At 73.0% G+C, this 25,477-nt stretch carries 22 protein-coding genes, 2 tRNA genes and 1 pseudogene; 14 read left to right on the top strand and 11 right to left on the bottom strand.

What is annotated here, in order from left to right:
* Window positions 1-96: 96 nt before the first annotated feature.
* Window positions 97-699 carry an oligoribonuclease gene (orn, locus tag ABZ646_RS12770; RefSeq protein WP_360516851.1) on the top strand — a complete coding sequence of 201 codons (603 nt, stop codon included), beginning with the start codon at window positions 97-99 and terminating at the stop codon, window positions 697-699.
* Between the two features lie 114 nt (window positions 700-813).
* Window positions 814-886 (top strand) — tRNA-His (locus tag ABZ646_RS12765).
* A gap of 378 nt (window positions 887-1,264) precedes the next feature.
* Here ABZ646_RS12765 and ABZ646_RS12760 read toward each other — a convergent pair.
* A complete protein-coding gene (locus tag ABZ646_RS12760) occupies window positions 1,265-1,459 on the bottom strand; it encodes a hypothetical protein (protein ID WP_360516848.1) in 195 nt (64 codons plus the stop codon).
* Window positions 1,460-1,674: 215 nt separating this feature from the next.
* Window positions 1,675-4,689, bottom strand: a complete 3,015-nt coding sequence (locus tag ABZ646_RS12755; protein ID WP_360516845.1) for a S53 family peptidase — start codon at window positions 4,687-4,689, stop codon at window positions 1,675-1,677.
* A gap of 317 nt (window positions 4,690-5,006) precedes the next feature.
* Here ABZ646_RS12755 and ABZ646_RS12750 point away from each other — a divergent pair, with 317 nt between their 5' ends.
* Both ABZ646_RS12750 and ABZ646_RS12745 read left to right on the top strand, forming a co-directional pair.
* Window positions 5,007-5,816, top strand: coding sequence for an alpha/beta fold hydrolase (locus ABZ646_RS12750; protein WP_360516842.1), 810 nt, complete (start codon window positions 5,007-5,009; stop codon window positions 5,814-5,816).
* Entirely contained in the window at window positions 5,813-6,640 is an 828-nt protein-coding gene (locus tag ABZ646_RS12745; protein ID WP_360516839.1) for an SDR family oxidoreductase, read from the top strand. The genes ABZ646_RS12750 and ABZ646_RS12745 overlap by 4 nt, the downstream gene beginning before the upstream one ends.
* 48 nt (window positions 6,641-6,688) lie before the next feature.
* On the opposite strand, the gene ABZ646_RS12740 is transcribed toward ABZ646_RS12745, so the two are convergent.
* The 3 genes and pseudogenes from ABZ646_RS12740 to ABZ646_RS12730 all read right to left on the bottom strand — a co-directional run.
* On the bottom strand, window positions 6,689-7,270 hold the full coding sequence (locus ABZ646_RS12740; protein ID WP_360516836.1) for a dihydrofolate reductase family protein: 582 nt from the start codon (window positions 7,268-7,270) through the stop codon (window positions 6,689-6,691).
* Window positions 7,271-7,384: 114 nt separating this feature from the next.
* Window positions 7,385-8,440 (bottom strand): LacI family DNA-binding transcriptional regulator, encoded by a 1,056-nt coding sequence (locus ABZ646_RS12735; RefSeq protein WP_360516833.1) that lies wholly within the window; start codon window positions 8,438-8,440, stop codon window positions 7,385-7,387.
* 95 nt (window positions 8,441-8,535) lie between these two features.
* Window positions 8,536-9,141, bottom strand: a pseudogene (locus ABZ646_RS12730) (family 1 glycosylhydrolase); the annotation flags it as partial.
* 70 nt (window positions 9,142-9,211) lie between these two features.
* Here ABZ646_RS12730 and ABZ646_RS12725 point away from each other — a divergent pair.
* Complete coding sequence (locus ABZ646_RS12725; protein ID WP_360516830.1) at window positions 9,212-10,642, top strand: GH1 family beta-glucosidase; 1,431 nt, start codon at window positions 9,212-9,214, stop codon at window positions 10,640-10,642.
* Between the two features lie 209 nt (window positions 10,643-10,851).
* Here the strand turns inward: ABZ646_RS12725 and ABZ646_RS12720 are convergent, their stop codons facing one another.
* The 3 genes from ABZ646_RS12720 to ABZ646_RS12710 form a co-directional block, all read right to left on the bottom strand.
* Window positions 10,852-12,294, bottom strand: a complete 1,443-nt coding sequence (locus ABZ646_RS12720; protein WP_360516827.1) for a cellulose binding domain-containing protein — start codon at window positions 12,292-12,294, stop codon at window positions 10,852-10,854.
* A 133-nt stretch (window positions 12,295-12,427) separates the two neighbouring features.
* Window positions 12,428-13,822, bottom strand: coding sequence for a HAMP domain-containing sensor histidine kinase (locus ABZ646_RS12715; protein WP_360516824.1), 1,395 nt, complete (start codon window positions 13,820-13,822; stop codon window positions 12,428-12,430).
* Entirely contained in the window at window positions 13,819-14,529 is a 711-nt protein-coding gene (locus tag ABZ646_RS12710; protein WP_360516821.1) for a response regulator transcription factor, read from the bottom strand. Before ABZ646_RS12710 ends, ABZ646_RS12715 begins: the two co-directional genes overlap by 4 nt.
* Before the next feature lie 98 nt (window positions 14,530-14,627).
* On the opposite strand from ABZ646_RS12710, the gene ABZ646_RS12705 reads away from it, so the two are divergent.
* The gene (locus ABZ646_RS12705; protein ID WP_360516818.1) at window positions 14,628-15,158 is read left to right on the top strand and encodes a hypothetical protein; all 531 of its coding nucleotides are present in this window, start codon (window positions 14,628-14,630) and stop codon (window positions 15,156-15,158) included.
* Between the two features lie 9 nt (window positions 15,159-15,167).
* Here ABZ646_RS12705 and ABZ646_RS12700 read toward each other — a convergent pair whose 3' ends face one another.
* Window positions 15,168-16,037 carry a fused MFS/spermidine synthase gene (locus ABZ646_RS12700; RefSeq protein ID WP_360516815.1) on the bottom strand — a complete coding sequence of 290 codons (870 nt, stop codon included), beginning with the start codon at window positions 16,035-16,037 and terminating at the stop codon, window positions 15,168-15,170.
* A 57-nt stretch (window positions 16,038-16,094) separates the two neighbouring features.
* On the bottom strand, window positions 16,095-16,499 hold the full coding sequence (locus ABZ646_RS12695) for a hypothetical protein (protein WP_360516812.1): 405 nt from the start codon (window positions 16,497-16,499) through the stop codon (window positions 16,095-16,097).
* Between the two features lie 255 nt (window positions 16,500-16,754).
* Between ABZ646_RS12695 and ABZ646_RS12690 the strand changes: the two genes are divergently transcribed.
* Window positions 16,755-18,233, top strand: coding sequence for a hypothetical protein (locus ABZ646_RS12690; protein ID WP_360516809.1), 1,479 nt, complete (start codon window positions 16,755-16,757; stop codon window positions 18,231-18,233).
* A gap of 30 nt (window positions 18,234-18,263) precedes the next feature.
* On the opposite strand, the gene ABZ646_RS12685 is transcribed toward ABZ646_RS12690, so the two are convergent.
* On the bottom strand, window positions 18,264-18,860 hold the full coding sequence (locus ABZ646_RS12685) for a histidine phosphatase family protein (RefSeq protein WP_360516806.1): 597 nt from the start codon (window positions 18,858-18,860) through the stop codon (window positions 18,264-18,266).
* Between the two features lie 234 nt (window positions 18,861-19,094).
* On the opposite strand from ABZ646_RS12685, the gene ABZ646_RS12680 reads away from it, so the two are divergent.
* From ABZ646_RS12680 to ABZ646_RS12650, 7 genes are all read left to right on the top strand, one after another.
* Window positions 19,095-20,048 carry a phosphatase PAP2 family protein gene (locus ABZ646_RS12680; RefSeq protein ID WP_360516803.1) on the top strand — a complete coding sequence of 318 codons (954 nt, stop codon included), beginning with the start codon at window positions 19,095-19,097 and terminating at the stop codon, window positions 20,046-20,048.
* On the top strand, window positions 20,002-21,120 hold the full coding sequence (locus ABZ646_RS12675) for a hypothetical protein (RefSeq protein ID WP_360516854.1): 1,119 nt from the start codon (window positions 20,002-20,004) through the stop codon (window positions 21,118-21,120). Before ABZ646_RS12680 ends, ABZ646_RS12675 begins: the two co-directional genes overlap by 47 nt.
* Window positions 21,111-22,700, top strand: a complete 1,590-nt coding sequence (locus tag ABZ646_RS12670; RefSeq protein WP_360516800.1) for a hypothetical protein — start codon at window positions 21,111-21,113, stop codon at window positions 22,698-22,700. The genes ABZ646_RS12675 and ABZ646_RS12670 overlap by 10 nt, the downstream gene beginning before the upstream one ends.
* Entirely contained in the window at window positions 22,697-24,034 is a 1,338-nt protein-coding gene (locus tag ABZ646_RS12665; protein ID WP_360516797.1) for an AAA family ATPase, read from the top strand. Before ABZ646_RS12670 ends, ABZ646_RS12665 begins: the two co-directional genes overlap by 4 nt.
* A gap of 278 nt (window positions 24,035-24,312) precedes the next feature.
* Window positions 24,313-24,678 carry a hypothetical protein gene (locus ABZ646_RS12660; protein WP_360516794.1) on the top strand — a complete coding sequence of 122 codons (366 nt, stop codon included), beginning with the start codon at window positions 24,313-24,315 and terminating at the stop codon, window positions 24,676-24,678.
* Window positions 24,679-24,796: 118 nt separating this feature from the next.
* Window positions 24,797-25,405, top strand: coding sequence for a bifunctional DNA primase/polymerase (locus ABZ646_RS12655; RefSeq protein WP_360516791.1), 609 nt, complete (start codon window positions 24,797-24,799; stop codon window positions 25,403-25,405).
* Window positions 25,396-25,469, top strand: a tRNA-Lys gene (locus ABZ646_RS12650). Before ABZ646_RS12655 ends, ABZ646_RS12650 begins: the two co-directional genes overlap by 10 nt.
* Window positions 25,470-25,477 lie beyond the last annotated feature (8 nt).

The raw sequence follows: 25,477 nt of genomic DNA, 5'->3' as shown, positions 1-25,477 counted from the left end.
GGCGGTCGCCGTTCCGGGGGTACTGCCGGTGACCTCGCGCACAAGGGCACCGCACGGCCGGTCCGGCTCGCGGCGGCGCCCCGTAAGGTTAGACACATGAACGATCGCATGGTGTGGATCGACTGCGAGATGACCGGCCTCTCGCTGTCCGACGACGCGCTCATCGAGGTGGCCGCACTGGTCACCGACTCCGAGCTGAACGTGCTCGGCGAGGGCGTGGACATCGTCATCCGTCCGCCGGCCAAGGCACTGGAGACCATGCCGGAGGTGGTGCGGCAGATGCACACCGCGTCCGGGCTGCTCGACGAGCTGGCCGGCGGTACGACGCTCGCCGAGGCCGAGGAGCAGGTCCTGGCCTACGTACGCGAGCACGTGAAGGAACCCGGCAAGGCCCCGCTGTGCGGGAACTCCGTCGGCACCGACCGCGGCTTCCTGGCCCGGGACATGGCGGCCCTGGAGGGATACCTCCACTACCGGATCGTCGACGTCTCCAGCGTCAAGGAGCTGGCGCGGCGCTGGTACCCGAGGGCGTACTTCAACAGCCCCGAGAAGAACGGCAACCACCGCGCGCTCGCCGACATCCGCGAGTCGATCGCCGAACTGCGTTACTACCGCGAGGCCATCTTCGTACCGCAGCCCGGGCCGGACTCGGACACCGCGAAGACGATCGCGGCGAAGCACGTCCTGCCTGCCCAGTAGCCGTCCCCGGGGTCCTGGGAGGCCCGCCGCGAAAGCCGTGCGCGAGCACCCCTTCGGACCCTGTACACTTTTTCTCGGCCGGTCGGAGAAACCACAAAGTCACCGCTGGTCATGGTGGGTGTAGCTCAGCTGGTAGAGCACCTGGTTGTGGTCCAGGATGTCGCGGGTTCGAGTCCCGTCACTCACCCTACGAGAGAGGCCGTTGGCCTGCGGGAACGCAGACCAACGGCCTCTCTGCCGTGTGGCCACGGCCGAACCACGGTTTTCGAAGAACTCCCCTGACAGGGTGACGCGTTCAGATAGTGGCTGGCGCGCCACATGAGCCAGGTGCGCGCCCCGCCGGCGAGCACCGTGTCCTGGCGCGCAAGTCCCCCACCGCGAAGCGCCGAGCGGTTTCGCCTCTGGCCGGCCGAGACGGCCCCTGCCGTGGCCGCCGCAGCCGGCCCCGACCGACCCATTGAGTCTCATTGGATCTGTGATCAACCAGCGCATACACCCTGGTGATCACCGCTCTCGTGCCCGTGCCGACAAGGAACCTGCAACCACCCTGATCACGCGGAAGCGATCACGCGGAAGCCCCGGGTCCCGTCACGCAGCCTTCTGTCCAGTGGTCCTCATCGATCAGCGCCTCTTCGGCCTGCTCCGGATTCGTCCGTTCCGGCAGAGGCAGCGGCGGCGGGAACAGTCGGTCTTCCAGCGCGGGCAGCCCGAGCAGCATGGCAAGCGGCACCAGTGGGCCGAGCAGGGCTATCACGATCACGGCGCCTCCCCGGAAAGCTGGCGATCACGGCTGGTACGCGGCGGCAAGCCGACTACCTTCACCGTGCGCCCGAACGGGGGACGCCGCACACGGGGCCGGGGCTCCCGTAGGCCGAACGGGTGATTGCCGAAGCGGCGGCACGCATGCCTGAGCGCAGCGATGCCCCGCCGGCCGGAAGGGGCGGCGGGGCATCGCGGTCGTGTCGTCGGTGGGCGTCAGCTGACGTAGCCGGCCACGTCCGCGATCACGTTGGTGGTGCTGTTCGTGTAGAAGTCCACCTTGCCGTCGGAACCGACGGGCACGATGACCTGGTTGGCGATCGTCCTGCCCTGCGCCCAGTTCAGGTTGGAGGCCGTCGGACGGCTGCCGCCGTCGGCCCAGGCGGTGAGGTAGCCGCTGCCGGTGGTGCCGGTGACGGTGACGGTCAGCACGACCGCCTTGACACCGGTGGACGGGATGGCGTCGCGCCCCGAGATCTGCAGGGCCAGGGTCTTGCCGGCGCCCAGCGCCGTCGTCTGACGGGTGTCCAGCAGGCGCAGCGGGGTGACCGTCTGGAAGGCCGAGCCGCTGGTGGAGAAGTAGCCGGAGACGTCGGCGATCACATGGCTGGTGCCGTGGACGTAGATGCTGACGTTGCCGTCGCTGCCGATCGGCACGACCACCAGGTTGGGGATGGTGGTGCCGGTCGCCGACCAGTTGACGTTGGACGCGGTCGGGCGGGTGGCGCCTTCGGGGTAGGCCTCCAGGTAGCCCCCGCCGACGGTCTGGGTGGCCGTCAGGTTGAGCACCACGGAGGTGGCGGCGGTGGGCACGCCCCCATGGCCGCGGGCCTTGAGGCTGATCACCGCGTTGGAGATCTTGCTGGTGGTGGGGATACCGACCTTGGAGCGGGTGTCCAGCAGGCGGGCCGGGGTCAGCGCCGTGTACTTCGAGCCGGTGGTGCCGCTGGTGTAGTAGCCCTGGACATCGGCGATCAGGTGGGTGGTGCTGCTCGTGTAGAGGTCCACCACGCCGTCGCCCGCCACCTTGACGGTCGCCGAGGCGGCGATGGTCTGGCTCGCGCCGGTCCAGTCGAGGTTGCTGGTGGACGGCTTGCTGGTGCCGTCGGCCCAGGCGATCACCGAACCCGCGCCGGTGGTGCCGGTGACCGTGAGGTTGAGCACGACAGCGGTCACGCCGCTGCTGGGGATCCCCCCGGCTCCCTCGACCTTGACCGGGGCGGTGCCGCCCGCGACCAGGGGCTTCGTGGTCGGGATGGAACTGAGGCCCCAGCCGGTGCCGTTGCGGGTGTCCAGCAGTCGCTTGGGGCTGCTGAGCGGGTGGAAGGTGGAGGCACCCGTGGCGGCCGTGCCCTTGGCCGCGCACAGTGCGGTGGTCAGGCCGGCCTCCTTGGGCGAGCCCAGACCGGTCACCTCGTCGTAGCCGGCCGCCGCCGTGTAGCCGCCGGCGTATACGGAGTTGTTGCCGCTGGTGACGTCCCAGAAGTTCGTCGGGTAGCTGCTCCGTGCGGCCTTGTAGAGGGCGTTGTTGAGGAAGCCGACCGGGCCGCCCGCCTGGCAGGCCGTGCCGGCGTTGGCCTGGACGATCGCGGCGGCCCAGGTCGGGGCCGCACCGCTGGTGCCGCCGATGATGCCGGGGACGGGGTCGGCGGACTGGCTGTCGTCCTGGAAGTAGATCGGATACCCGTCGGCCGGGTCCGCCAGAGCGGAGACATCCGGAACGGCACGCTTGCTGGTGGTGGCGACACCGCCCTGGTAGACGACGGGAGCCCAGCGCGAGGAGACGCCGCCGCCGGTGCCGCCGTCGGCGTTGCCCCACGTCGTCTGGGTCGTGGTGCTGCCCGAGGTGGTCATCGTGGTGCCGCCGACACCGGTGACGTAGGGCTGGCTCGCCGGGTCGTCGACGGCCTTGGCCGTGGAGCCGGTCGCGCGGTAGCAGTCGCTGGAGCCGTCGTCGCCCGACGCGGCGACGACGCTCTGACCCTGGGCGGCGGCCTCCGCGAAGACGGTGTTCTCGGCGCTCGCGGTCGCGCTGCTCTCGACCGCCTCGCACTCACCCCAGCTGGTGGAGATGACCTGCGCCTGGTCGTCGGTGACCATCCGCTGGTAGACGTCGAGCACGTTCTGGTCGGTCGCGGACGCGGCGTCCGGCCCCTGGTAGTCGATGACGGCGGCGCCGGGCACCAGACCGATCAGGTCCTCGATGTCGAGCGCCGATTCCACGCCGACCGATCCGTCGGTGGCCGGCGCGCCGGCGCCTGCCGTCGTGTCGACGTACACGGTGGACACCGAGGTGCTGGTGCCGACGCAGGACTGGTACGCGGCGATGCTGCCGGCGTCGACGTTCTCCAGCTCGAACACGGCCACGGTCTGTCCCGCGCCGGCGGTGGCGGAGTTGGTCATCCCGTAGGCGCCGGCCAGCTTGCCGGGGCTGTAGTAGTCGGTGCCGTCGGTCAGGCCCGAGCCGGTGAAGTCGGCGCAGAGTGCCGGGGTGTACGTGTGGGGGGTCACCGTGTGCGCACCGCGGCCGGGGACGCTGGCGGTGGCAGAGCTGTGCCTGCTTGCGCGACGCACCGCGGAGTGGTGACTGCTGATGGTGTTGACACTGCTCAGGCCGACGATCCCGGTCACCGAGGACGCCACGTTCGCGGGCAGCGAGGGGGCGGAGGTGTTGAGGTAGTCGGTGGTGCCGTCCTTGAGCCGGACGTTGCGAAAGCCGGTGCCGAAGGCGTGGGACGCCTGCGCGGCGGTGGCGGTGACCGGGATGGACAGCCCGTCCGGGCTGACCTTGCCGGGAGCGAGGCCGGCCGCCTTCAACGCCCGTGAGACTCCCGCGATGGTGGCCGGCGCAGGACCGAAGACCGAGGCGAACTGCCCCTTGGCCAGGTAGTGGTGGTACTGGGCGTTCCCCGGTGTGGACACCGCGGTGACGAAGTCCGCCAGCGCCTGCGGGTCACGCGGGGCCAGGTTCACGCTGAGGTGCAGCGTGGTTCCCGACGCGGTCGTGCCGGTCACCGTCGCGCCTGCCGGGACACGCGGGGCCGCCCCTATTCGTCTGGGCGCGTGCGATCCGGCCGTTCCCCCCTGCGCGACCGCGCCACCGGCGGTCGCGGTGACGACGACAAGGGCGGCGGCAGCGGTGGAGGCCGCCACGATCGCCCTGGCCCGTCTGTCGGTCTTGACTGCCGCGCGCCCGGGACGCCCCGGCGCGGCGTGGACCTTCTTGGCCATGCACAGATCTCCTAGAAACTGACGCCCCGTCACATCAAGGTGCTGTGACGGTGGTCGAAGCGTCACTCGGGCCGACGGGTACATCCACGTCACGAGGCGTGCAGGTGCTGTCCCTCTTAACCGAAGTGTGGGCATTTTTTATCAGGTCATGACAGTTGTTGTCTCTGTTCGCCCGAAAACCATGAACGGATCTTTACGCAGGCGCGCGGGCTGAATCCCTTGCACCGCTGGGGTGCCACCCCGGTGCGAAGGCACCGGGGTTCCCGGTTTCGTGAGGGCATGCGGGGTCAGGACACCCACACAAGAGAGGCCCAGCCATGACCGTTGCCCTTCCCGTGGTCTTCGTCCACGGGCTCTGGCTGCACAGCACCTCCTGGCAGCCGTGGATCGACCTGTTCCGCGAGGCGGGCTACGATCCGTCCGCACCCGGATGGCCCGGCGACCCCGACACCGTCGAGGAGGCGCGCAAGAACCCCGAGAGCGTCGCCGGTTACGGCATCGACGACGTGGTCGAGCACTACGCGGCCCTGATCGAGGCCCTGCCGGTGCGGCCCGTCGTGATCGGTCACTCGTTCGGTGGGATGATCGCGCAGAAACTGCTCGGCCAGGACCGCGCCGCCGCGGCCGTCGCGATCGACGCCGCACAGATCAAGGGCGTTCTGCCGCTGCCGCTGTCCGCGCTGAAGGCCACGCTCCCGGTCTTCAAGAACCCGGCCAACAGGCGCCGGTCGGTGTCCCTGACCGCGGAGCAGTTCCGGTTCGCCTTCGGCAACGCCGTCGCGGAGGAGGAATCGGCAGCACTGTACGAGCGCTGGACCGTCCCCGCGCCGGGAAAGCCGCTGTACGAGGCCGCCTCCGCCAACTTCAACCCCCACTCGCCCGCGAAGGTCGACACGGACAACGGCGGACGCGGCCCGCTGCTGCTCGTCTCCGGCGGCAAGGACCACACGGTGCCCGAAGTGGTCACCCGGGCCACCCTCAAGCAGTACCGGCACTCCGAAGCCGTCACCGACATCATCAACTTCCCCGACCGCGGGCACTCGTTGACGATCGACAGCGGCTGGCGCGAGGTCGCGGACACCGTTCTCGGCTGGCTGCGGCAGCAGGGTCCGGAGGCGGGAAGATGAACTCCCCCACGCCCAGGGCCGCCGGAACGCCGGATGCCGACGCCCCGGCCGGCCGGACCGTCCTGGTCGCCGGCGCCGGGCGCGGCATCGGGCTGGCGGTCGTCGAGGCCTTCCTCGCGGCCGGCGCCCGGGTCGTCGCGGGGTCGAGGGAGCGCACCGAAGCCCTCGACACGCTCGTGAAGCAGGGGGCCGACCTCACCGTCGTGGAAGTCGACCTCGCGACGCCGGACGGTCCGGCCGCGCTGGTCGCCGAGACCGTGGCGCTCCATGGCGGTGTCGACGTCCTGGTGAACAACGTGGGTGCGGTACGGCCACGGGTCGACGGCTTCCTCGGCGTGACGGACGAGGACTGGGAGTGGACGTTCACGGTCAACCTCATGTCCGCCGTCCGTGCCACCCGGGCCGCGCTGCCGCACCTGCTCGCCACGGGCGCGGGAAGCATCGTCACCGTCTCCTCGGTCAACGCCCGGCTGCCCGACCCACTGGTCATCGACTACGGCGCGGCGAAGGCGGCGCTGACCAACTTCTGCAAGGCCCTGTCCAAGGAGGTGGGGCCCCGCGGTGTGCGGGTGAACACCGTCGGTCCCGGCCCGGTGGAGACGGCGCTGTGGCAGGGCGCCGGCGGTGTCGCCGCCACGGTCGGCCGGTCCCGGGGCGTCGACCCCCGGGAGGTGGCCCGCGGCGCGGCCGGCCAGTCGGTGACCGGCCGCTTCACCCGGCCGTCGGAAGTGGCCGACCTGGTGCTCTACCTCGCCGGTCCGCGGGCGGCGAACATCACCGGCGCCGACTTCGTCATCGACGGCGGCCTCGTCGAATCCCTCTGACCCGCCGTCCCGCGCTGCCGCCCGGACATCACCGGGTGAACGTCGGTCTCACCGCGTCCGGGGCGGCTGCTTCACCACGCGGTGGCGGAGGTGGACGACCCCTGAGTCGAAGGTGCGGGTCTCGACGAGTTCGAGGTCCACCCGCTGCTCGGCCCGGGGGAAGAACGGAATGCCGCCGCCGACCAGCACCGGGTGGACGATGGTCCGGTACTCGTCGATCAGGCCCAGCGCCGCTGCCTCGACGGCGAGGGTCGCGCCGCCGATCGCGATCTCGCCGTCGCCCGGTTCGGCCCGCAACCGCTCGATCTCCTCCGCGACGCTGCCGGAGGCCAGCCGGGCGTTGCCCTGCACCGTCGAGAGCGTGGTGGAGAACACCACCTTGGGGAGCGGCTTCCAGAGCGCGGTCCACTCGAGCATCGGGGCGTCGAGCGACGGGTCCTGGTCGGCGGTCTCCCAGTAGAGCATCGTCTCGTACAGCCGCCGCCCCATCAGGTGGACGTCGACCCCCCGGATCTCGTCGATCCAGAAGCGGAAGACGTCCGCGTCGGGCGCCGACCAGTCGAAGCCGCCGTCCGGTCCGACGATGTAGCCGTCGAGCGAGACGCCCATCGAATAGGTCACGCTGCGCATCACAGACCCTCCTCGGTGACAGATTTCGACAGTACGACCGCCCGGCGCCGCGGAACTCATCGCGACACCCGCAACCTCACACCTCCGGCGCTCGGGTCACTGACGGAGCCCGCACTAGGAGGACGCCCGGACCACCAGTTCCGTGGGCAGCACCGCGTGTCTGCGTTCCGGACCGCGGGACTCGGCCGGGCGGCGGTCGGCGATCTCGGTCAGCAGCAGGTCGATCATCGCGCGGCCCATCTCCACTATGGGCTGGCGGACGCTGGTGAGCGGCGGTTCCATGTGGCGGGCGATGGCCGAGTCGTCGTACCCGACCAGTGCCACGTCGTCGGGGATACGGCGGCCCGCCTCGCGCAGCACCTGGCGGGCGCCCGCCGCCGTCACGTCGGAGCCGGCGAAGACCGCGTCCAGCGCGGGCTCGCGCTCCAGCAGCCGGGTCATCGCGCGCCGGCCGCCCTCCTCGGTGAAGTCCCCCGGTTCGATGAGGAGTTCGTTCACCTGGTGGCCGGCGTCCCGCAGGGCGTCGCGGTAGCCGTCGACGCGCCGCTGGGCGCCGTACACGTCCGGGCGGCCCGTGATGTGCGCGATCGTCCGGCGGCCGCCGGCCAGCAGGTGCTCGACGGCCGAACGGCCGCCGCCGTAGTTGTCGGAGTCGACCGACGTCAGCGACTCGGCGGCGGAGCGCGGGCCGCTGATCACCGCGGGGATCTCCAGCTGGGCGAGCAGGTCGGGCAGCGGGTCGTCGGCGTGCACGGACACCAGGAGGACGCCGTCCACGCGGTGGGCGGCGAGGTACTGGGCGAGCCGCTCCCGCTCCCGGTCGCCGCCCGCGAAGATCAGCAGCAACTGCATCTCGGTGTCGGAGAGTTCGGCGCCCACTCCGCTGAGCATGTCGGAGAAGTACGGCTCCGCGAAGAACCGGGTCTCCGGCTCCGGGACGACCAGGGCGATGGCGTCCGTGCGGTTGGCGGCCAGCGCGCGGGCGGCGGTGTTGGGCACGTAGCCGAGTTCGTTGACGGCCGCCTCGACGGCGGCCCGGGTCGCGTCGCTGACCCGCGGCGAGCCGTTGATCACCCGCGACACCGTGCCGCGGCCCACGCCGGCCCGGGCGGCGACCTCCTCCAGGGTCGGCCGCCGGGCACTCCGGCCCCGCTCACCCTTGACCGTCATGGTCGCCGCCTTCCGTTCGCAGCTCTCAGGCCAGGAATGTAACAGCCGTGCCCCGGCCGTTCCCGGCCCCGTCGTCCCCGCGGGACCGTGCCGGGTCAGCCCTGGTCACCGGCGGCGGGCAGGGCGTTCTGGCGGATCACCTCCGCGTACCAGTGTGCGCTCGCCTTGGGGATGCGGCGCCGGGTGCCGTAGTCGACGTAGACGGCGCCGAAGCGCTTCGAGTAGCCGTAGGACCACTCGAAGTTGTCCGGCAGGGACCACAGGAAGTAGCCGCGTACGTCCGCTCCGTCGGCGACGGCCTGGCGGATGGCGTCCAGGTGCGCGTGCAGGTAGGCGATCCGCTGCGGGACGTTCACCCGGCCCTCGGGGGAGACGCAGTCGTCGAAGGCGGCGCCGTTCTCGGTGACCATCAGGGGCAGCCGGGGGTGCGAGGCGGCGAGACCGGTCAGCAGGGTGTGCAGGCCGCTCACGTCGATGGCTCAGTTCATCGCCGTGAGCTGGTCGTTGGCCAGGTGGAAGGCCACGTCGCCGGCGCCCGTCCACGGGGAGTGGTCGCTCGCGCCGTGCCCGTCGTCGCGGGTGCTCGCGTCACCCTCGACGGCCGCGGAGACCACGGTCGGGGAGTAGTAGTTGACGCCGAGCAGGTCGAGCGGGCGGGAGATGTCGGTGAGGTCGCCGTCGTGGACCAGCTCCGCCCAGTCGCCGGGCAGGGTTGGTCGTGGGAGCGCTCCCATGCATAATGAGGGGCACACCGACCATGGGAGCGCTTCCATGCCCGAACCGCTGACCGTGACCTTTCCTCCGGCCTTCCTCTGGGGCGCCGCGACCTCCGCCTACCAGATCGAGGGGGCGGTGCGGGAGGACGGCCGCACCCCCTCGATCTGGGACACCTTCAGCCATACGCCGGGCAAGACCGCCGACGGCGACCACGGTGACATCGCTGTCGACCACTACCACCGCTACCGCGACGACGTGGCGATGATGGCGGACCTCGGCCTGACCGCGTACCGGTTCTCGGTCTCGTGGTCGCGGGTGCAGCCGACCGGCCGGGGCCCGGCGGTCCAGGTGGGCCTGGACTTCTACCGCAAACTCGTGGACGAGCTGCTGGCGAAGGGCATCAAGCCCGCCGTCACCCTCTACCACTGGGACCTGCCGCAGGAGCTGGAGGACGCGGGCGGCTGGCCCGAGCGGGAGACGGCCCACCGGTTCGCCGAGTACGCGGGGATCGTCGGTGAGGCGCTCGGCGACCGCGTCGAGCAGTGGATCACCCTCAACGAGCCCTGGTGCAGCGCCTTTCTGGGCTACGGCTCCGGCGTGCACGCCCCCGGCCGTACCGACCCGACGGCCACCCTGCGCGCCGCCCACCACCTCAACCTGGCTCACGGCCTGGCCACTTCGGCGCTGCGTTCGGTGCTGCCGGCCCGCCACCAGCTCGCGATCAGCCTCAACTCCTCGGTGGTGCGGCCGCTCTCGCAGGACCCGGCGGACCTGGTGGCCGTCCGGAAGATCGACGACCTGGCCAACGGGGTGTTCCACGGCCCGATCCTGCACGGCGCGTACCCGGAGTCGCTGTTCGAGGCCACGGCGTCCGTGACGGACTGGTCGTACGTCCGGGACGGCGACCTGACCGCCGTCCACCAGCCGCTGGACGCCCTCGGGCTGAACTACTACACGCCCGCCCTGGTGTCCGCGGGGACCCGCGAGGCGGGCGGCCCGCGCGCGGACGGCCACGGCGGCGGCGCCCACTCCCCCTGGCCGGGCGCCGACGACGTGGCCTTCCACCAGACTCCCGGCGAGCGCACGGAGATGGGCTGGACGATCGACCCGACGGGCCTGCACGAGCTGATCATGCGCTACTCCCGGGAGGCCCCGGGGCTGCCCCTGTACATCACCGAGAACGGCGCGGCCTACGACGACAAGCCCGACCCGGACGGCACCGTCCACGACCCCGAGCGCATCGCCTATCTGCACGGCCACCTCTCGGCGGTGCGCCGCGCCATCAGCGACGGCGCGGACGTGCGCGGCTACTACCTGTGGTCCCTGATGGACAACTTCGAGTGGGCGTACGGCTACGGCAAGCGGTTCGGCGCGGTGTACGTCGACTACGCGACCCTCGCCAGGGCGCCGAAGTCGAGCGCCCGCTGGTACGGGGAGGCGGCCCGCACGGGGGCGCTGCCGCCGGTGGGGGCGACGGCAGCCTGACGCCGTGCCCCTGCGGGGAGCTTCCGTGCAGGGCGCGGCACCCGGAGGGGAGTGTCGCGCCCGTCTCCGTCACTCGTCGGCGAGCAAGGAAGTACCGGATCCTTGGCGTGGGCGAGCGCGGTGAAGACGGCGAGCGGCAGGTCCTCGGCAGCCTGGTCCGGGTCGGTGACCGCCGGGACGTTGCCCGGCCCGCGGTCGGCGGGGGCGTGTCAGCCCAGCGTCTTGAAGGCGTTCGAGAAGGCGTACGGGTTCTGGACGACCGAGCTGCAGGTGGCGTCCGCGGTGGGCTTGGCGCCGCCCGCGCACTGCTTGTCGCGGGTGGCCGACCACATCGACAGGCCGCCGAGGCCCTTGGACTTGGCGAAGTCGACGAGCTGGGTGGCGTCGTCGACCTTGAAGACCTCGGCGGAGACGTCGTTGACGCCGATCATCGGGGTGACCGCGACGGACTTCCAGGCGGCGGCGTCGGAGAGGCCGAGGACGCTCTTGATCTGGGCCTGGGTGGCGGTGGCGGCCTGGGTGGCGTAGGTGCCCATGTCGCCGTTGTAGGAGGCCCCGTAGTCCATCGCCATGATGTTGACGGTGCCGATCTTCACGCCGTTGGCCTTGGCGTCGGCGAGCAGGTTCACGCCGTCCTGGGTGAGGCCCTCGGGCATCACCGGGAGGGTGAAGGAGACGTTCAGGTCCGGGTGGCTCGCCTGGAGCCTGGCTATCGCCTTGGCCCGGTTGGTGTTCGCCGTGCTGTTGGGCAGCGCGCCGCCCTCCACGTCGAAGTCGACCTTGGTCAGCTTGTAGGCGTCCACGACCTTGCCGTACGCCGTCGCCAGCGCGTCCGCCGAGGAGCAGGTGGTGGCGAGTTCGGAGCCGGACGCGCCGCCGAAGGAGACCCGGACGTCACCGCCCTTGGCGCGCAGCGCGCCGATCTGGGCGGCGACCCCGTCGCTGGACAGGTCCGACACCCCGCCCCACTTGGGGGTGCAGCCGCCGCCGTCGGTGATGAAGGCGAGGTTGTAGTTCTTCACACCGGTCGCGTTCACCGCCGCGAGCAGGTCGAACGCCGGGTAGAGGGAGGTGTCCACGTAGGGCGCGAAGCCGGCGGAGGCGGTGGTGCCGGTTCCCGTGCCGGTCCCGGTTCCGGTGCTCTGGGAGGCGGACGGAGTGGGCGTCGCGCTCCGGGTGGGCGTGGGGGACTGTGTCGGGCGGCCGCTGGGCTCCGGGGTCGTCGTACCGCCCGCCGCACAGCTCGCGTCGTCGATACGGCAGCCGGTCGGGTCCCCGCTGCCGTTGACCACGAATCCGACGGTGACCGACTTGCCGGCCGCGAGGCCGTCCGTGTCCCACTTCGCCGGTTTCACGGTGACGTGCTGACCGCTCACCGTGGACTCGGCGTTCCACAGCGAGCTGAGCTTCGCGCCGGCCGGCAGGTCGAACTCCAGGGTCCAGTCCTTCTCCGTCGCACCGCTGTTGTTGGTGACGACGTACTGCGCGGTGTACCCGGTCGACCAGTCGCTGGTCTTCGTGTACGCGGCCCCGATCCCGGCGGCCTGCGCGATGCCGCCGAACACGATCGCGCCGCCACCGACGACGGCCGCCGCGACCAGACCGCCGATCGCCTTGCTCCTGTTGCTGATCCTGCGCCGGTGCGTGCTCATGCGCGTGCCTGCCTTCGCCTGCCGATGGGGGTGGGATGCGGCAGCACGCTAGCGACCTGGAATCGGACAAACGGCTTGATGGGGACGGCCGTCGGGGATCTTAGGGCGCGCTTAAGGAAGGGATCGGGACCGATTAAAGGTCGAGACCAATTGTCCGCGTCCGGTGGCCGAACCGGCGGCGGCGCACGCTCCCCCGATGCCCCTTGCGCTCCGGTTTCCGGCCGCCCAGCTGGATCCAGATCCGCACCTCGGTCCCGCCGAGCACCGACGATCCGATCCGCACGTCCCCGCCCGTCGACTCGGCGAGCCGGCGCACGATGTCCAGCCCGAGCCCGGTCGAACCGGCCGTCCCCGACCCCCGGCCGCGGGCCATCGCCGCCTCCGGGTCCCGGATGCCCTGCCCGGCGTCGGAGACCAGCACGATGACCGCGTCGTCCGCGTTGTGCACGTCGACCGCGAAGGCGGTGCCCTCGGCGGTGTGCCGGAAGACGTTGCCGAGCAGCGCGTCCAGCGCGGCGGCCAGGTCCGCGCGGGCGACCGGTGTCCGGACCGGCCGGTCCACGCCGGCCACCCGCCACTTGCGGCCCTCGTCCTCCGCCAGCGCCGACCAGAAACCCATCCGCTCGCGCACCACCTCGGCCGCGTCGCAGCCGGCGCCCGGCCCGACGGCCGCGGTCTGCGGCTTGGCCTCCCGTGCGGTACGGATGATGGTGTCGACCTCGCGCTCCAGTTGTGCGACGGCGGCCCGGGTCTGCTCGGCGGCGGTGCCGTCCCCGAGCGAGGCCGCGTTCAGCCGCAGCACGGTGAGCGGGGTGCGCAGCCGGTGCGACAGATCGGCCGCCAGCTCCCGCTCGTTGGCCAGCAGTTGTACGACCTGGTCGGCCATGGAGTTGAACGCGACCGCCGCCAGCCGCAGCTCGGTCGGCCCCTCCTCGGGCACCCGCGCCCCCAGTTTGCCCTCCCCCAGTTCGTGCGCGCCCTCGACCAGCCGCTGGGCGGGCTGCACCATCCGCACGCCCAGCCGGTCGGCGACGGCGACGGAGCCGACGATCAGCGCCAGGCCGACGGCGGCGAGCACCGCCCAGGCCGCGAGGACACCGTGGCTCACCTCGGACTCGGGGACGTACACCTCGACGACCGCGATGGCACCGGAGCCGAGCGCGACGGGCTGCAACAGGGTCGATCCGCCGGCCACCCCCGTGGTGGAGGCCCGCCCCAGCTTCCGGACGGTCGCGATGTCCCCGTCGGCGGCACGCTGCCGCCCGATGTCGACGGCGGCGTGGCCCCCGGCCGCGGGTATGTGCACGGCCATGCCCCGGTCGGCGCCCGCCGAGGCCACCACCCGTTCCAGCTTGTCCCGGTCGGTGGTGATGGACAGGGCGGGGGCGACGGCGGCGGCCTGCCGCTCGGCGTTGGAGAAGGCGCGGTCACGGGCCATCTCCTTGATGACCAGGCCGAGCGGGACCGCGAAGGCGACCACGACCATCGCGGTGACCGCCAGACAGACCTTGACCAGTGCCCATCTCATCCGACCGGCCTCACTTCCCCGCCCGGTGGCTCCAGCTTCACGCCGACCCCGCGAAGGGTGTGCAGATACCGCGGCCGGGCCGCCGTCTCCCCCAACTTCCGGCGCAGCCACGACAGGTGGACGTCGATCGTCTGGTCGTCCCCGTAGGACTGCTGCCACACCTCCGCGAGCAGTTCCCTGCGGGGCACGACGACCCCCGGCCGCCTTGCCAGGAACGCCAGCAGATCGAACTCCCGCCGGGTCAGGTCGAGCCGTACGCCGTCCAGTTCGGCCTGCCGGCGCAGCGGATCGACGGCCAGTCCGCCCACCCGCAGCACACTCGACGGCGCCGGCTCGCCCCCGCCGGACCGCGCCCGGCGCAGTACGGCCGCCATCCGCGCCGACAGGTGCTCGACGGAGAACGGCTTCGTCAGGTAGTCGTCCGCGCCGGCGTTCAACAGCCGGACGATCTCCGCCTCGTCGTCCCGCGCGGTGGCGATGATCACCGGTACGTCCGTGATCCCGCGCAGCATCTTCAGGGCCTCGGAGCCGTCCAGGTCCGGCAGTCCGAGGTCCAGGACGACCACGTCGAAACGGAAATGGGCGACCTCGCGCAGCGCCTCCAGTGCCGTACCTACGCTGCGCACGGTGTGCGAGGCGTCGGTCAGCTGCCGGATGAGCGCCGAGCGTACGAACTGGTCGTCCTCGACCACGAGCACACTTGCCATGCGCCGCACCGTACGCCATGCGGCGGGACCCGGTCGGGGCCTGTGGACAACTCGGTGCGCGTGCGCACGGCGCTGCCACTGGGGCAGTATGGCCCGCGATGCGCAGAGGACTCGTACACGTACTGGCCTGGCTGCTCGCCACGGGCGCGGCGGCCACGCTGTCGTGGTGGGGCGTGCACACGGTGATGGCGGGCACGGCCTACGACCCGCCGCGCGCCCTGCCCGTCACGGCGACGGGCGACGTCCCGACGTCCCGGGGCGCCGGGCCGCCGGCGTCACCGGGGTCCGGTCCGCCGTCGCGGACCGCCGCCCCGCGCCCGTCGGCGACACCCGCCCCCACCCCCTCCCGCACCCCGGCGACCACCCCCGGCCCCTCGGCCACCGCCTCCGCGTCGGCCACCGCCTCCGGGCAGGTGAAGGCCTACGACACCGACGGCGGCCGGGCGGTCTTCGACCTGGGCGACGCCGACGCGACCCTGGTCTCGGCGACCCCGGGCACGGGCTGGTCGATGCAGGTGTGGAAGACGGAGACCTGGATCCGCGTCGAGTTCAGCAGGAGCACGGACCGGGTGACGGTCTTCTGCACCTGGCACGACGGCCCACCGCAGGTGCAGGTGGAGACGTACTGACCCGCGAAGTCAACGGAACACGGACGGCGGCGGTGAAGGCGAAGCCACGGCCGCCGCATCGGTCACGGCAACCGCCCCGCCGGTGAAGTCGCGCAGCGCCCGCCCGTGTTCGAGCCGCCCCGGGTGGGGATCGGACGCACAGCGCCGGGTCAGCTCGGCGACGGGCAGCTGCACGTCGGCCGCCACCAGCACCGCGTTGCCGAACCGTTTCCCCCGCCAGACCCCCGCATCCGCGACCACCGCGACCTCCGCGAACCGCGCCGCCGCGGTGGCGATCTGCCCCCTCAGGTGGGCGAGCGGCGGCCCGTCCGCGAGGTTGGCCGCGTACACGCCCCCCGGCCTCAGCACCCTGCGCACCTCGTCCAGGAACTCGGTGGACGTCAGGTGCGCCGGGGTGCGCGCCCCGCTGAACACGTCCGCGACGACCAGGTCCGCCCACGCCTCCGGGACCTTGCCCAGTCCCTCCCGGGCGTCCACGGACCGCACCCGGATCCGTGCGCCCGGATCGGGCGGCAGCTCGCGGCGCACCAGTCGGACCAGGGCCGCGTCCCGCTCCACCACCTGCTGGGTGGACCGGGGCCGGGTCGCCGCGACATACCGCGCCAACGTGAACGCCCCGCCGCCGAGGTGCACCACCTGCACCGGCCTTCCCGGCGGTGCGACGAGGTCGATGACGTGGCCGAGGCGGCGCTGGTACTCGAAGGAGAGGTACGCCGGGTCGTCGAGGTCGACGTGGGACTGCGGAGCACCGTCGATGAGCAGGGTCCAGGCACGGCCGCGGTCGGGGTCGGGTACGAGCTGCGCGAGGCCGCCGTCGACGGCCTCGACCACGGCTTCGGCGGCGGCCGACCGGCGCCGGGTGTTCCTGGACTTGCCCATCGGGCCATTCTCCCAGGCGGCGGCCGCCGGGGAAATCCAGGCGGCCACGGGTGGCGGTCAGCGGCAGCTGTCCGCGGCCCTGATCAGTCGCGCCGCTTCCCCCAGCGCCCGGCGCAGCACCGCCGGGTCGGTCGCGAGGTCGGCCTCGCCGGGCGGCAGCAGCCAGTCGGAACCCTCGACCGGCGGGTGCGGGTCGAGTCGCAGCCCGCGCCCGTCGGTGCCGGTACAGGTGCTGCCGGGGACGTCCCAGCCCGCCGCCGTACCGGCCGGCACCACGAAGCCGAGCGTGCCGCCCCCGTCGTCGTGGAGTACCGGCCCCACCGCCTCTCCGGCTCCCCGGCGCAGGATGTCGACGGCCTCCAGGCCCTGCCGGGCAGGCACCGTCACGAGGTCGCATCCCGCATCGTCTGCCGCCGGAGAATCCGACGGCGTACAGGGATCGTTGCTCTGGCTGGTCTCCATCCCGGCCTCCACCGCGCAGCCCTCTTGCAGTCCATGAGGTCCAACGCGCCACCGCGTCAACGGCTACGGCGGAAGTCAGCCGCAAAGGATGGCAGTTCATGGCAGATCGTGGATGAGATATCCGGTTTGTAGCTAAACACTGCGTCACGGGTCCGACACAGCAGGTACGTTCTTGCCCGCCGGAATCAAGGGTCCACTCGGACAACTCACCACGAGTCCGGCATGGTTCGACGGTTCGCACGAGAGGACCCGGCCATGGCGTCGTCCACCACGACCTCGTCGCAGCCCGATCGGCCGGCACGGCCGAACCTCGCCTTCCGGCAGCTGCGCGGCCGGCACTCGCCGGCCGAGTTCGCCGCGCTGGTACGGCGTGCCGCCCGCGAGATCGGCGAGCGGGTGAGCTGTGACGCGCGCTACATCGGCCGGGTCGAGGCGGGTGAGATCCGCTGCCCGAACTACGCGTACGAACGGGTGTTCCTGCATATGTTCCCCGGCCACACACTCGCCGACCTCGGTTTCGCGGCGCGCTCGTCCGTCCGCGGCCGCGCGGCGCGGCCCCCGGAGGACGTGACCCACGCGTCCCTGCCCCGCACCGGGACTGAGACGCGGGAGGCCGTCGAACCGTATGACCCGCAAAACCCGCACCACCCGCATGAACCGCGCCAGACGCGGAACCCGCAGGACCCGTTCGAGACGCACGACAACTACGAGGAGAGCGACGTGCTGCGTCGCCTATTCATGACCGGCGGGGGCGCCACGGTGGCCGCCGCCACGCTGGGCCCCCTGGGCTTCACCATCGACGCGGTGGCGGCGGACCGGCCGGTGCGCCGTGCCGGGACCGCGCACGCGACCGCCCTGGAGGAGGCCGTCCGCCGGATCCGGCTGCTGGACGACCGGCACGGCGCCGACGGGCTGTACCGGCGCGCGGCGGCTCCGCTGCGCGCGGCGTACGCGCTCCTCGACGCCGGCGCGACCCGGCAGACGACCGCCGAACGGCTGCACTCGGGCGCCGGTGAACTCGCCATCTCCGTGGGATGGCTGGCGCACGACTCCGGCCGCTTCGACGACGCCCGCTCGCACTACGCCGAGGCGCTGGCGACCGCGCGGATGACCGGGGACCCCGGCCTGGAGGCGCACGCCTTCTGCAACACGGCGTTCCTGGCCCGGGACGCCGGGCGGCCCAGGGAGGCGGTGCGGGCGGCCCAGGCCGCGCAGCGCGTCGGGCGCCCGCTGGGCTCGGCCCGTCTCATGTCCCTGCTGGCGCTGCGCGAGGCGGGCGGCTGGGCGGGACTCGCCGACCGCACCGGCTGCGAGCAGGCGCTGGCCCGTGCGCAGGCCCTCTTCGAGCGGGGCCACTCGGACGCCGACCCCGAGTGGATGAGCTTCTACGGAGAGGCCGAACTGGAGGGGCTCGAGGCGCAGTGCTGGTCGACGCTGGGCGACTGGCGCAGGGCCTCGCGGCACGCGCGGCGGGCGGCCGAGCTCCAGGACCCGCACTTCACCAGGAACATCGCCCTGTACACGGCGGAACTGGCCGACGACCTCGCGCGCGGCGGGCGCCCCGACGAGGCGGCGACGGCGGGCATGCGGGTCCTGGACCTGCTGGACCAGGTCCAGTCGTCGCGGATCCAGGGGATGCTCGCGGGGACCGCGCGGGTGCTGCTGCCGCACCGGCGGGCGAGCGGCGTCCAGGAGTTCCTGGACCGGCACGCGTCGGCGCCGAGGGGTGTGTAGGACGGCGCGTTGCAGGCGCGCCGGCCGACGTCAGCCCGCCAGGTGCCCCAGGTCGTTCCAGCTCTCGATCGCGGGCTCCCCGTAGGCCCAGCCCAGCACCGACAGCGACGTCGGGTTCAGCCGGATCCGGGCCGCGAAGTCCAGCGGCAGGCCCAGCCACCGCGCGCCGATCGACCGCAGGACGTGCCCGTGGGCGAAGACCAGCACGTCCCGGTCGGCGGAGCGCGCCCAGGACACCACCTCGTCCGCCCGCGCGGTCACCTCGGCGAGCGTCTCGCCCCCGGGCACGCCGTCCCGCCAGATCAGCCAGCCCGGGCGGGACGCCTGGATGTCCGCCGGGGTCAGCCCCTCGTACGCCCCGTAGTCCCACTCCATCAGCGTGTCCCACGGGGTGGCCCGGTCGCCGAAGCCCGCCAGTTCGCACGTCTCGCGCGCGCGTGCCAGCGGGCTGGTGCGCACCTCGGCGTCGGCGAGCCCGTCGTACGGCGGCCGGTGCAGCCGTTCGCCGAGCAGCTTGGCCCCCCTGCGGCCCTCCTCCAGGAGCGGTACGTCGGTCCTGCCGGTGTGCTTGCCGGACAGCGACCACGCCGTCTGTCCGTGCCGGGCCAGCAGGATGCGCGGTGCCATGGAGGGTGAGCCTTTCGGGAGAGACGCGGAAGCGGGACACCTCCATCATCACCCACGCCGGGAACAGGCGAGGAACACGCGGGACAGGCACCGGGTACGGGCAACCCGGCGGGCGTCCACCGCGTCTTTGAGGGCTGAGCCGCCCCGCGTGGGCGGGAGTGCGCACACCGTAAAGTGTCACGGTCGGGCCCGCCGGGCGTAGCGCAGACAGGACGAGAAGGGGGAGGCAGTCGGATGCCGCAGACCGAGAAACCGGGCACCGAGGTGGCTGTGCGAACCCGGTTGCGCTGGTGGACCGAGCTGCCGCTGATCCTGCTGGTGTACGGCTGCTACACGGCCGGCCGGCTGCTCGCGCGCGGGGACACCTCCAGCGCCGTCGACCACGGTCTGGCGATCCTGCGCATCGAGAAGGACCTGCGCCTGAACGCCGAGCACCCGCTCAACCGCCTGTTCACGCGCGAGCCGTGGCTCGGCGTCCCGGCCGACTTCTGGTACGCCTCCCTGCACTACCTGGTCACCCCCCTGATACTGGTCTGGCTGTTCCGCCGGCGCGCCGAGATCTACCGGCGGGCCCGCACCTGGCTGATGACGTCCACGTTCATCGGCCTGATCGGCTTCACGCTGCTGCCCACCTGCCCGCCCCGGCTGCTGGCGGCGAAGTACGGGTTCGTGGACACCATGGCCCAGTACAGCTCGTACGGCTGGTGGGGCGGCCAGGCCAGCGCCCCGCGCGGGATGGGCGGCATGACCAACCAGTACGCGGCGATGCCGAGTCTGCACTGCGGCTGGGCGCTGTGGTGCGGGGTGATGCTGTGGCGGTACGGCAACAGCAGGCTCACCAAGGTGCTCGGGGTGGCCTACCCGCTGCTGACCGCGATCGTCGTGATGGGCACCGCCAACCACTACTTCCTGGACGCCGTCGCGGGCGTCGCCGTGATGGGCGCCGGGTACCTGCTCGCGCCGTCCGTGACGCGGGTCGTGGACCTCGTCCGGACCCGGCTCGTCCCGGGCGCCTCGCTCGTCGCAGCGCGCTCGGAGGGCGCAGGTTCCCCGATTGTCAGTGGCGGATGCCAGACTTCGGCGGGTGAGCGAATTCCATCGCAGCGCGAGTCCCGGCCCGTCTCCGGAGCCGAACCGGACCCTGCCCCCGCAGACGCGGGGGACGGCGCTCCGGCACCGGCTCGCTGAGCTGCGCGGCCCCGACGTCCCCGCCAAGGCCCTCGACGCGCGTGCGCTCGCGGCGCTCGCCGCGAACCCGGGGTGCAGGCGGCGGGCGATCCTGGACGGCGCCGGGGTGGACAAGACCGCGCTGGCGAGCGCGCTGGGTTCGCCCTCGGCGTTCGGCCAGTCGCAGTTCGCGCTGACCCGGGGCAACGCGTTCGAGGCCAAGGTGAAGGCGGACGGCGGCGCGGAGTTGCTGCGGCTGGTGCGCGCGCACCTCGACCCGGGCGCCGAGCCCGCCGAGCGGGCCGCCGTGCCCGACCTGTCCGCGATCGGCCCCGAGGGGCGTACGGCCCGTACGGCGCTCGCGCTGCGCGAGGCGGGCGAGGCGGGCGGCTGGACGCTGCTCGACCATCCGATGCTGGCCCTCGACGTGGCCGGCTCCCCCGCGTTCCTGGAGCCGGACGCGGTGGTCGTGCACCCCGACGGCGGCTGGACGGTCGTGGAGATCAAGTCCTTCCCGATGCTGGACGGTTCGGCCGACCCGGCGAAGGTGGGCGCGGCGGCACGCCAGGCGGCGGTGTACGTGCTGGCCCTGGAGGCGGTCGCGGCCCGCCTCGACCCGGCCCCGCGGGTGCGCCACGACGTGCTGCTGGTCTGCCCCAAGGACTTCTCCAACCTGCCCACCGCCGCCGCCGTGGACGTCCGCAAGCAGCGTGCGGTCACCGCCCGCCAACTGGACCGGCTCACCCGGATCGAGGAGATCGCCGGCACGCTCCCGGAAGGCACCTGCTTCGCCCCGGACCTGCCCGCCGAGCAGCTCACGGCCGCCGTGGCGGCCGTCCCGGCGGCCTACGCGCCGGAGTGCCTGTCCGCCTGCGAACTGGCCTTCCACTGCCGGCAGCGCTCCCGCGCGGCCGACGAGGTCACCGCGCTGGGCCGTGCGGTCCGCGCGGAACTGGGCGGGCTGACCACCGTCGAGGACGTGCTGTCGGCGGCGCGCGGCGAGAGCGGTGACCCCGGGGACCCGGCGGTCGCGGCCCTGCGCCGCGCGGCGGCCCTGCGGGCCGAGGCCCTCCAGGGGGCCGCGTGTCCCTGATCACCACCCTCGCCCGCCTGGAAGCCGTGAGCACGGGCACCGCGCAACCCGCCGCGACCGTCCGCCACCGGCACCTGTCCGGGCTGCCCCTGGTCTTCGTGCCGCTCACCACCTCCGGTGAGGCCGGTGCCCCGCTGGGCGCCCTCGTCGGCACCGACCGGGACGCCCCGCGCCTGCTGGTCGTACCGCAGCCGCGCGACCGCGACCTGCGGTTCGCGTTCCTCGCCGAACTCGCCGACGTCGTCCTGCCGTACCTGGACTCCTACGCCGGGTCGGTGGAGGCCGCCGAGCGCACCGAGACCGACCCGGAGACCGGCAAGCGGGTCAAGGTGGAGGTCGAACTGTGCGCGGACGCGCCGCAGTTGATCGTCCCGGGGCGCGCGGGCATCGAGTACGTACGGCTGCTGGGCCGTTCGACGCGCTTTCGGCGCACGGCCGAGCAGGACCCCGAGGCGCCCTACCCGGCGCCGCCCCGGGTGCCGCTGCTCGGCCGCTGGCTGACCCACTTCGGGGAGCGCGCCCGGGTGCCCGGCTCCTCCCTGCTGCTCGCCATGACGGACCTGCTGGCCCGGCACTGGGCGACCGGTCAGTCAGGCGTCGAGGACCAGCACCTGGGCGCGCTGCTCGCCTGGATCGACCCTCCGCCGGGCAGCACGGGCGCGGCGGCCGCGCGCACGGCCGAGCTCGCCCGGGACGCGGACGGGCAGCTGGTGTGCCCGCCGGCCGGTCCCGCCACCGACCCGGCGTTCGACAACAAGCTGCTCGCGCCCGCCTTCGAGCGCTACGACCGGGCCCGCACCGCCCTGGCCACCGCCGAGGACGGCCTGCAGGCCGACGCCCGGCTGGGCATCCTCACCGCGGCCGAGCGGGAGATCCGCGACCTGGTCGAGAGCCGTACCCGGCCCACCTGGGACGCGGTGTGGCACGGCCTGGACCTGCTGCACCGGCTGCCGGAGGGGGCCAGGGTCGAGGAGCGCTGGACGCGTGACCGCTGGTCGTTCACCGGGCACCGGGACCGGGTGCTGGCCGGTGAGCCCCCGCAGCCGCGCCGGGACGACGCGGTCACCGCGGCCACCAAGCTGGCCACCCGCGAGCGGGAACAGGCCCGGCTCGACGCCCATGAGGCGCTCGACGACCCGCTGGTGATGGCGGGACGGCGGCTGGCCGGGGAGGCGTTCGCGGGCGAGGTCCTCGACGTCGTCATGGCGTACAGCGAGGGCAGGCGGCCCGGTCCGCGCCCGCTGGTGACCGTGCGCACGGAGGACCGGCCGCAGCTGGCCGAGCGCGTGAGGACGTACCGCTCACTGGGCGGCAAGCCGCAGTCGATGGAGTTCGTCGGGTACGAGGGCGAGGGGGTCGTCGTCCTGCGGGTGCTCGACAAGATGGGCCGCGGGAAGGAACCGGAGCCCGGATCGGTCCCGGAGAAGGGCGACCGGCTCACCCTCACCCTGTTCGAGCACGAGCAGCGCGGCGGGGCGAAGCTGCCCGACCCGGAGGCGACCCCGTGGACGCACGGCGGCCCGCCGGGCGAGGGAGTGCAGGAGGCGGCGGACCCGATGACCCAGGAGGACGTCCTGTGACGACCACGGCCTTCGACCCGGGCGCCGAGGCCGCCCGCGCCACCGCCGCGATCCTCCACGACACCCTGCACGGCACCGACCGGGGCGTGGTGGTGGACTCCCCGCCGGGTGCGGGCAAGTCCACGCTCGTGGTCCGCGCGGCGTTCGAACTCGCCGACGCGGGGCGCCCGCTGATGGTGGTCGCGCAGACCAACGCCCAGGTCGACGACCTGGTCCTGCGCCTCGCCGAGAAGAACCCGGAGCTGCCCGTCGGCCGGCTGCACAGCAGCGACTCCGACCCGTACGACAAGGCGCTGGACGACCTGCCCAACGTCCGCACGTCGGCGAAGGCGGCCGACCTGCGTCAGACGCCGGTCGTGCTGTCCACGGCCGCGAAGTGGGCGCACGTCACGGTGGACGAGCCCTGGCGGCACGCGATCGTCGACGAGGCGTACCAGATGCGCTCGGACTCGCTGCTCGCGGTGGCCGGGCTGTTCGAACGTGCGCTGTTCGTCGGCGACCCCGGCCAGCTGGACCCGTTCTCGATCGTGGGCAGCGAGCAGTGGGCGGGCCTGTCGTACGACCCCTCGGGTTCCGCCGTCTCGACGCTCCTCGCGCACAACCCGGGTCTTCCCCAGCACCGCCTCCCGGTGTCCTGGCGGCTGCCCGCGTCGGCGGCCCCGCTGGTCTCCGGCGCGTTCTACCCGTACACGCCGTTCCGCAGCGGCACCGGACACGGTGACCGCCGCCTCTCCTTCGCCGTTCCCTCCGACGGCTCCGGCCCCGACCGGGTGATCGACGAGGCGGCGGAGTCCGGCTGGGGCCTGCTGGAGCTGCCCGCCCGGCACACCCCGCGCACCGATCCGGAGGCGGTGCGGGCGGTGGCTGTGGTGGTGCGGCGGCTGCTCGACCGGGGCGGCGCGGCCGTCTCGGAGCGCTCACCGGACGCCACGCCCCTGACCGCCGACCGGGTGGCGGTCGGCACGGCCCACCGCGACCAGGCGGCGGCGGTCCGGGCGGCGCTCGCCGAGCTGGGGGTGGCGGACGTCACCGTGGACACGGCCAACCGGCTCCAGGGGCGTGAGTACGACGTGACGGTGGTCCTGCACCCGCTCTCCGGCCGCCCCGACGCCACCGCCTTCCACCTGGAGACGGGCCGCCTCTGCGTCCTGGCCTCCCGGCACCGCCACGCCTGCATCATGGTCTGCCGCGCGGGCGTGACCGACCTGCTGGACGACTACCCGTCGACGGAACCGGTCCAGCTGGGCACGGTGGTGAAGTTCCCCGACGGCTGGGAGGCGAACCACGCGGTCCTCGCCCACCTCACCGAACACCGGGTGCCCTGGCGCCCCTGACCACCACACCAGCGGCCCCGCCGGCAGGCGACCAGCCCGACGCCGGTCACCCGCCGGACGGAGTCCGGCACGCCGCCGGAGGCGGCCGACGGCTACAGCCCCCGACGGCTGGGAGGCGAACCACGCGGTCCTCGCCCACCTCACCGAACGCCGGATGCCCTGGCGCCCCTGAGCGGCCTGGGTGGGCGTACGCAGAGTGAGTCGGCGGCCCTGGGGTGCCCTTGCGCGGGCGCGAGAGAATGGACGGTGGCCATCGGAACGTACGAGGAGGACCAGACATGCCGGAGCCCACGCCGCGACGGAACGAACCGCGGCTACGCCCCGCGCCCCTGCTCTTCGAGCCCGTGGAAGCGGTCGCCGACCCGGAGCGCTTCTTCGGGCTGGAGTCGATCGACGATCCCGGGGCGCTGCTGGCGCGGGCGACGGAGCTGACCCTGGCGTTCCGGGTGGCCACCGACCGGGCGGTGGAGTTCCAGGCCGTGGCCGCCGCCCAGCTCGCCGACCCGCGCCGCTTCGACCGCCTCACGCCCGCCGACATCGCCGAGCGGGCCGGCTGGACCGAGGACTACGCGAAGAAGATGGTCGAGTTCGGCCGGGACCTGCTGAAGGGGACGGAGGGGGCGGAGCCGGGGGAGCCCGGGTAGCGGGCGGTCGACCCCGCGGGCATATGCCAGGCGGGCAAGATACCCCCGCGTGCCACAGCCCGTACCGGTTTCCCGCAACTCGCGGCGAGCGGACGCTCACGAGGCGTATCACATCCCTATGAGCAGCACACCGCACGAGACCTTCCCCGGCACCCCGGCGACCGGCGCGGACGCGGCCGGGGTCACCTCCGAGGGAGCCGCCTGGCTCGCCTCCGCAGGAACGTATCCGCGGAGCACGCTCGCCCTCTGGGAGGAGCATCCGGACGCCCCGGTCGTCCTGCCCTGCGGTACCGCGTTCGACGTGGTGAACACCCCCGCGATCCACGGCCGCCGCATGCTCGACCGGTTGTGGGACGAGGGTCCGGGCTCCGGGCCGGTCGCGGTGTTCCGGGGCCGGATGCTCCTGTTCGCCACCCCCGGCACCGCCGCCCGGCTGTCCGCGCTGCTGGACTGGGAGGAGTGGGGCGGCCGCGGCCGGGCCGTACCGCCGCTGCTGTGCCACGGGACCGGCGACGCGGTGACCGTCCCGGCGCTGAACGGCGACCGCTCCCCCGCTCCGGCCGACGCCCGCTGGCTGGTCGCCCCGGACACCCGGCACCCCTGGCTCCCCGGCCCCGAGATCCTGCTCTGGGCGGCGGTGCGGGCGGCCCGCTCGACCGTGCACATATCGATTTTTCCTCCCGCCGATCAGGATGCTAAGGTCTACGACGTCAGCAGGCGCCGCTAGCTCAGTTGGTTAGAGCAGCTGACTCTTAATCAGCGGGTCCGGGGTTCGAGTCCCTGGCGGCGCACGCGAAGT

Source organism: Streptomyces sp. NPDC007162 (genome assembly GCF_040634175.1).
Classification (GTDB): domain Bacteria; phylum Actinomycetota; class Actinomycetes; order Streptomycetales; family Streptomycetaceae; genus Streptomyces.
The sequence above is the reverse complement of the archived record's forward strand: the minus strand, read 5'-3'. Positions and strand labels throughout refer to the sequence as shown.

Excerpts from the sequence above, each read along its gene's own strand:
- ABZ646_RS12680 (WP_360516803.1), top strand. The coding sequence starts at position 19,095 with ATGCCGCAGACCGAGAAACCGGGCACCGAGGTGGCTGTGCGAACCCGG.
- ABZ646_RS12715 (WP_360516824.1), bottom strand. The coding sequence starts at position 13,822 with ATGAGATGGGCACTGGTCAAGGTCTGTCTGGCGGTCACCGCGATGGTC.
- ABZ646_RS12725 (WP_360516830.1), top strand. The coding sequence starts at position 9,212 with ATGCCCGAACCGCTGACCGTGACCTTTCCTCCGGCCTTCCTCTGGGGC.
- ABZ646_RS12685 (WP_360516806.1), bottom strand. The coding sequence starts at position 18,860 with ATGGCACCGCGCATCCTGCTGGCCCGGCACGGACAGACGGCGTGGTCG.
- ABZ646_RS12745 (WP_360516839.1), top strand. The coding sequence starts at position 5,813 with ATGAACTCCCCCACGCCCAGGGCCGCCGGAACGCCGGATGCCGACGCC.
- ABZ646_RS12690 (WP_360516809.1), top strand. The coding sequence starts at position 16,755 with ATGGCGTCGTCCACCACGACCTCGTCGCAGCCCGATCGGCCGGCACGG.
- ABZ646_RS12655 (WP_360516791.1), top strand. The coding sequence starts at position 24,797 with ATGAGCAGCACACCGCACGAGACCTTCCCCGGCACCCCGGCGACCGGC.
- ABZ646_RS12695 (WP_360516812.1), bottom strand. The coding sequence starts at position 16,499 with ATGGAGACCAGCCAGAGCAACGATCCCTGTACGCCGTCGGATTCTCCG.
- ABZ646_RS12735 (WP_360516833.1), bottom strand. The coding sequence starts at position 8,440 with ATGACGGTCAAGGGTGAGCGGGGCCGGAGTGCCCGGCGGCCGACCCTG.
- ABZ646_RS12755 (WP_360516845.1), bottom strand. The coding sequence starts at position 4,689 with ATGGCCAAGAAGGTCCACGCCGCGCCGGGGCGTCCCGGGCGCGCGGCA.
- ABZ646_RS12705 (WP_360516818.1), top strand. The coding sequence starts at position 14,628 with ATGCGCAGAGGACTCGTACACGTACTGGCCTGGCTGCTCGCCACGGGC.
- ABZ646_RS12720 (WP_360516827.1), bottom strand. The coding sequence starts at position 12,294 with ATGAGCACGCACCGGCGCAGGATCAGCAACAGGAGCAAGGCGATCGGC.
- ABZ646_RS12750 (WP_360516842.1), top strand. The coding sequence starts at position 5,007 with ATGACCGTTGCCCTTCCCGTGGTCTTCGTCCACGGGCTCTGGCTGCAC.
- orn (WP_360516851.1), top strand. The coding sequence starts at position 97 with ATGAACGATCGCATGGTGTGGATCGACTGCGAGATGACCGGCCTCTCG.
- ABZ646_RS12710 (WP_360516821.1), bottom strand. The coding sequence starts at position 14,529 with ATGGCAAGTGTGCTCGTGGTCGAGGACGACCAGTTCGTACGCTCGGCG.
- ABZ646_RS12700 (WP_360516815.1), bottom strand. The coding sequence starts at position 16,037 with ATGGGCAAGTCCAGGAACACCCGGCGCCGGTCGGCCGCCGCCGAAGCC.
- ABZ646_RS12660 (WP_360516794.1), top strand. The coding sequence starts at position 24,313 with ATGCCGGAGCCCACGCCGCGACGGAACGAACCGCGGCTACGCCCCGCG.
- ABZ646_RS12740 (WP_360516836.1), bottom strand. The coding sequence starts at position 7,270 with ATGCGCAGCGTGACCTATTCGATGGGCGTCTCGCTCGACGGCTACATC.